The 5,667-nt window shown below is 64.0% G+C and carries 4 protein-coding genes; 3 read left to right on the top strand and 1 reads right to left on the bottom strand.

All coding sequences use genetic code 11. The features are described 5' to 3' along the window. The first annotated feature begins 8 nt into the window (after positions 1-8). Both mobF and ACFCVM_RS19610 read left to right on the top strand, forming a co-directional pair. A complete protein-coding gene (gene mobF / locus ACFCVM_RS19615; RefSeq protein ID WP_375838418.1) occupies positions 9-3,002 on the top strand; it encodes a MobF family relaxase in 2,994 nt (997 codons plus the stop codon). 379 nt (positions 3,003-3,381) lie between these two features. Beyond that, positions 3,382-3,987 (top strand): hypothetical protein, encoded by a 606-nt coding sequence (locus ACFCVM_RS19610; RefSeq protein WP_375838417.1) that lies wholly within the window; start codon positions 3,382-3,384, stop codon positions 3,985-3,987. A 17-nt stretch (positions 3,988-4,004) separates the two neighbouring features. Here ACFCVM_RS19610 and ACFCVM_RS19605 read toward each other — a convergent pair whose 3' ends face one another. Further along, positions 4,005-4,193, bottom strand: coding sequence for a hypothetical protein (locus tag ACFCVM_RS19605; RefSeq protein ID WP_375838416.1), 189 nt, complete (start codon positions 4,191-4,193; stop codon positions 4,005-4,007). Between the two features lie 1,288 nt (positions 4,194-5,481). Between ACFCVM_RS19605 and ACFCVM_RS19600 the strand changes: the two genes are divergently transcribed. Then, positions 5,482-5,667: hypothetical protein (locus tag ACFCVM_RS19600; RefSeq protein WP_375838415.1), on the top strand; the 186-nt coding region annotated here is incomplete at its 3' end.

Here is a 5,667-nt window from a genome sequence, read left to right as displayed (position 1 = left end):
ATCTGGGGGTGGGCGATGGTCAGGTGCTCGATGGGTTGATGGTTGGGGCGTGGTTCAACGAGCCGATCGCGCCGTCGGGGGCGTCGTTGGGGCGGGCGTACTCGGAGCGCAGCGTGTACGGCTACGACGTGACGACGGCGGCTCCGAAGAGCGTGTCGATGCTGTGGGGGCTGAGTGATGATGCGGTGGTGCACGAGCAGATCGTGGCCGCGCATGAGGCGGCGATCAGGTCGGCGCTGGGGTATCTGAGTGAGCATGCGGGGTACACGCGGGTGCACAACCCGGTGACGGGTCAGAAGGACTTGGTGCGCACGTTGGGGCTGAGTGGGGTCACGTATCAGCACCGCACGAGCCGTGCGGGTGATCCGCACCTGCACACGCATGTGTTGATCCACAACAGGCAGGTTCGTGCTGACGGGGGCGGCGTGGGCAGCTTGGATGGGCAGAGCTTGCTGCATGAGCTGAAGGCTGGCGGGTCGATCTATCAGGCGGCGTTGCGTGCGGAGTTGTCGCAGCGGCTGGGGGTGTCCTGGAAGGACGTGGATCCGACGACGGGTCAGGCCGATTTGAAGCAGGTCAGTCGTGAGCACATCGAGGCGTGGTCGCAGCGGCACAACCAGATCAGCGCGTGGACTGATGAGCACTTGTCTGGGGCGGATGCGGGGGTGAGCGCGGCGCAGTTGGCGCAGGCGCAGAAAGCGACTCGTGAGCACAAGGAGACCGGCGCGAGTGATGAGCAGTTGCGGGCGCAGTGGCGTTCGGATGTGCGCGCGCAGGGCCTCGATGTTTCGGCGTGGATGGGTGGTGCGCGGGCTGACGAGCAGGTGGTGTTGCCGTCGGCGGAGGCGGTGCTGGCGCAGTTGTCGCAGGTGCGTTCGACGTTCACTCGTGCTGATGCTGTCGAGGTCGCGGCGGCGTTGATGCCGCCAGCGATGCCCGCGCAGCAGGTACGCGCGGCGGTGGAGGAGCTTGCCGGGCAGGTCGTGGGTGAGGCGCTGATCTTGAGCGTTGATCCGGACAAGCAGCACGGTGAGCGCCTGGCGCATGAGCGTGAGGGCAGCGTGCGGTACGCGAGCACGGAGACGATCGAGCGTGAGCAGCTGATGCTGCGCAGCGCGCAAGAACGGGTTGCGGGGCTGGCTGTCGATGAGGCGGTGTTGGCGGCGAGTGGGGGCGTGCTGGAGCGGTTGAGTGCGGATCAGCGGCAGGCCGTCACGACGATGGCGCGCAGTGATGCGCGGGTGACGCCGTTCGTTGCGCCGGCAGGGTCGGGCAAGACGTTCTCGTTGGCGTCGTTGCAGCAGTTGTACGCGGCGCAGGGACGCGAGGTCGTGGGTTTGGCGCCGACGGGCAAGGCCGCGGACGTGATGACTGGTGAGGGTGTCGTGGCGTCGGCGTCGACGGTCGCGGCGATGCGAGCCAGGATCGAAGCCGGCCGGCACGGATGGTCGCCTCGAACGGTCGTGTTCGTGGATGAGGCCGGCATGGTGGGTACCCCTGATCTGGCGCGGATCATCGAGGCGGGGCGTGAGGCTGGGGCGAAGATCGTCTTGACCGGGGATCCTGCTCAGTTGGACCCGGTCAAGGCCGCGGCCGGTGGCTTTTCGTTGCTGGCTGACACGTGTGCGGACACGGCGCAGCTGTCGCAGGTGCGCCGTCAGGTCGATGCTGATGAGCGGGCCGCGGGGTTGGCGCTGCGTGAGGGCAGCGTCAGCGAGGTGAATGTGGCTGCTGACTGGTACGCGCACGCTGACCGGTTGCGCCTGGGGAACGATGCCGCGATGCTCGAGGCGGCGTACCGGGCGTGGGCGCGTGATCGTGACGGCGGGCTCGAGGCGCGGCTGATCACGCAGAAACTCGAGGTCGCGGACGCGTTGAATGTGCGCGCTCAGGCTGAACGGTTGCCGCAGCTGCTCGAGACCGCGCGCCAGGACGCTGCCCGGCAGGGACTGAGTCCGCGTGAGAGCGACGCGTTCGTGAAGGCGCAGGTGCGGACGGTTCCCACCTCACGCGGGCAGCAGGCACGCATCGGCGATGACCTGATCACCCGCAAGAACACGGCCAGGCTGCGCGCGAGCGACGAGCATGGGCGTGACGCTGGGGCGGTGCGTAACGGGCAGACGTGGCGGGTGCAGGCAACGCGTGATGATGGCAGCGTCGTCGTGACACGCCCCGGCGAGGACGGAATGGTCAGCGCATTCTTGCCCGGTGAGTACGTGCGTGAATCAACGCATCTGGGTTACGCGGTCAGTGTGCACGCAGCGCAAGGAATGACCGCTGATCGTGTGCACGCCGTCCTCGACGCCAGTACCGCCGACCGGGGCGCGTTGTACGTCGCGATGACGCGCGGGCGACACCGGAATACGGCCTACCTGACGGAATCACGTGTCGGGGATCAAGCGCATGAGCACGGCTCGCACGCGTCGGCGGTGAAGCCGTGGCATGCGACCAGTGGTGAAGCACGCCGCGCATTCGTCGCGATCGCGGGTCGCGATACTCGAGATCGGGCTGCACACACTGTTCTGGCCGAGGCCCGTAGCGAATACGCCGCCCATGTGGCCGCACGCGCCGCGCAGGAGAAAAAGAACCCGCCAGCAGAGTTGATCCGCGCCCAGGCTCGCGCTGAACGGCGCGCCCTGGAAAAGGCCCAACACGACGCGTCCAAAATCGAGTCACCGGAAGACATCACGGCCATTTTCGACGCCGAGTGGGACGCTTACGACACCGAGAGAAGCGAACCTACCCAGCGCGAACGTTTCCAGACGGCGCTGGCTTCTTTGAAGCGGATGAATGGGGAACGGCGACGAGGGTCGACCATGGCCGGTACCGGAATCGCACCCAAGCCCGGTAGCAACGAAGAAGCGTTGGAGCGCATCCGGCGCCGAGTCGAAGAACGCCGTACAGGCAAAACCGCGCCAGAGCGCGCCACGAACACGCAACCGCGATACGACCGCTTCGACTCCCCGGCCTATCGGGATAACGGCCCCAGCATCGACCGGTAACAACCTCTCCCTGGCCGGGGGCACCTCCAAGGCTCTGAGCGCAAAGGGGGTGTGTCCCTTGCGCTCGTCGCCCGCCCGGCATCGCACCCTGCCAGAACGAGCCCGGACCTACGGCACCCCTCCGCAAGCTCCGGGGCACACTCCGGCCCGGCCCCGTCCCGGCTGATCGGGAACTCACGCCGAACGGGCGACGAGCGCAAGGGACACACCAAGGGGGGCCGGGGCACGAAACCCCTACCGCACCCACCCGACACGCGCACTCAACGCCCCTATCACCGCCACAACCAGGGGGTGACACACACTAGAACCCATGTCACCTGTCACCCCCGACACGTCACCCCCGCACGACACCCCCATGTCACCCCTGTCACCCCCACCCATGCTCACCCTCAACGAAGCAGCCAACCGCCTCGGCATCAGCACCAGAACCCTGCAACGACGCCGCGAAACACTCACCAAGCACGGCGCCTACCGCGACCACACCGGCTGGCACATCCCCGAAACAGCCCTCACCGCACTCACCGACACCGGACACGCGTCACCCCCTGTCACCCCTGACACGTCACCCCCCAACCAGACACCTGTCACCCCCAATGTCACCCCCGTGTCACCCCCCAACCAGGCCGAGCTCGAGCGCCTCAAAGAAGAACTCGCCGCCGCAACCGCCGACGCACGCGAATGGCGCGCCCGAGCCGAAGAACGCGACCGCGAACGCACCCAACTCCTCGAACGCGCCCACGCCGCCGAAACCACCGCCCGCGAAGCCACCGCCACCGCAGCAGCCCTCGCACTCACCCTCAAGCAACTCGAGACGCCCGCATCTCACACAGCCTCGCCTGACGCGCCCCGACAAGACGAAGATCTAAACGAACCAGCGCCGGCACCGGAGCCAGCAGGCGAACGCAGCGCCCCGAGCGAAAGCAGACACCAATCGCACTGGCATCGAGCACGCAACGTGTGGAACCGAATGACCGCAAAAAACTAAGGTGATTTAATTAAGGCTCAGACATTTTTCTCGATGATACCCGGCAGCTGAATTTTTGCATTTAGAAGCTCAATACTAAACAACTCGCCTGAATTTCTAAACGATACAATTCCCACCACTTCTCCATGCACCACTATGGGAATTGTTGTTGAAATAAACTCTCCCCCCTCAAGGCCTTTTGAAAATTTAACTTCTGCAGCGTTCACAGTCTCGTCATATGCGCATTCAACTAATAATTCTTGACAGATCATATTAAGTATTAATGAATTGCAGCGAAAGAGTTGAACGGCTTTGCTGTAGTGAAGGCAGGAACGTTCCAGTAGATAGTCACGACGTGACCAAGCGCAGTCATTACGACAGCGGGAACTCCATCAAATAACCAGTTCTGCTGTCTCGGCTGATAGCGAGCGCGGCCACACTCTTCAGTGACAACTCGCTGAATGTCAGATTTATTCAAATGGCGAGCCTTTATCTGCTTTTCCGCATGCTCACTGTACGACCGAACTATACATGTGTGACGCATGTCAGCTGTGCTGACTGGCGATGCCGCAACGCCAATACTACTGATCGAAAATGCGGCAACTGCAGATACGAGTAGTTTTCCCATGATTAACTCAATCCTCAATTCAAGTCGGTAGACGCTTTCACTTCAGACAGTATCTTACGGATCAGCGCGACTGGCTGATATAGATAGAAATTTTTCGACGGGATGCCGCCGCTCCCGTCCACGCTCACGTTGAGGGACAACCCCGTCATGGCCTCAACTGCTAGCCGCAGCTCCTCATGGGGTCATCAACCCGGGGATGAGTACTTTTCCACGGACTAGCGAGGCCGGGGACCCTGCTTCCGATGGGGGTGAGGTAGCGTCAGGGCAGACGAACTGCATAGGGGCAAAAAAGAGAGGCCAGGAGCAGCAACTCCTGACCTCTCGACCGGCAGCAGTACCACCTGCTTACCGATCACGCTTTGGGTGACGCGCTTACGAGCGTACCGCGAAGCTAGCCCGCCGTCACGGTGGCCCTCCAAGCGCCACGCCGACACCCACAGCGTTGTTGCATGGTCGTAGCGCGGCCCCCGCCGAGTGCAGTAGTGCGACCGTGTTGGGAGAGGCCGTTAGAGGGCAGGTCCGTTCACCGTCTGTTTCAGCTCCTTTCGCCGGCAGCGTTGACTGCTCGAGCCGCTAGCTCGCAGTCACCCCGCACACCGCCGGCACCCCCACAGCATCAGGCAGCGTCAGCGTGCCTGGCTGCTGCCAGGAAACCCCGTTCTCCGTCACGTCACCGTGCGCGTCGTATCTCCCCATTTCTCTTAGGCACATTTGCACAGAGTGCTTACCAGCTACGCTGGCCCTAGCGGGCCATCGTTCGCTGGTGTCGGTTCGGCGTGGTGTGAGGGGGTGTGTTGGCTGTGATGACGGCGGCGAAGTTGGGTGCGGGCAGCACGGACTACTACGAGTCGACGGTGGCTGAGGGTGCGCGTATCCCGGGTGCGGACATGACGGACTACTACGGCGAGGCGGGGGATGCTGCGGCGCGGGTGTTCGTGGTGGGGCGCGGGGACGGGGAGCGCGCGGAGATGGAGTCGTATCTGGGGGTGGGCGATGGTCAGGTGCTCGATGGGTTGATGGTTGGGGCGTGGTTCAACGAGCCGATCGCGCCGTCGGGGGCGTCGTTGGGGCGG

Origin of the sequence: Agromyces sp. NPDC056389 (genome assembly GCF_042262385.1) — a bacterium.
Lineage (GTDB): Bacteria > Actinomycetota > Actinomycetes > Actinomycetales > Microbacteriaceae > Agromyces.
This window is presented reverse-complemented; position numbering and strand designations above follow the sequence as displayed.

Excerpts from the sequence above, each read along its gene's own strand:
- ACFCVM_RS19610 (WP_375838417.1), top strand. The coding sequence starts at position 3,382 with ATGCTCACCCTCAACGAAGCAGCCAACCGCCTCGGCATCAGCACCAGA.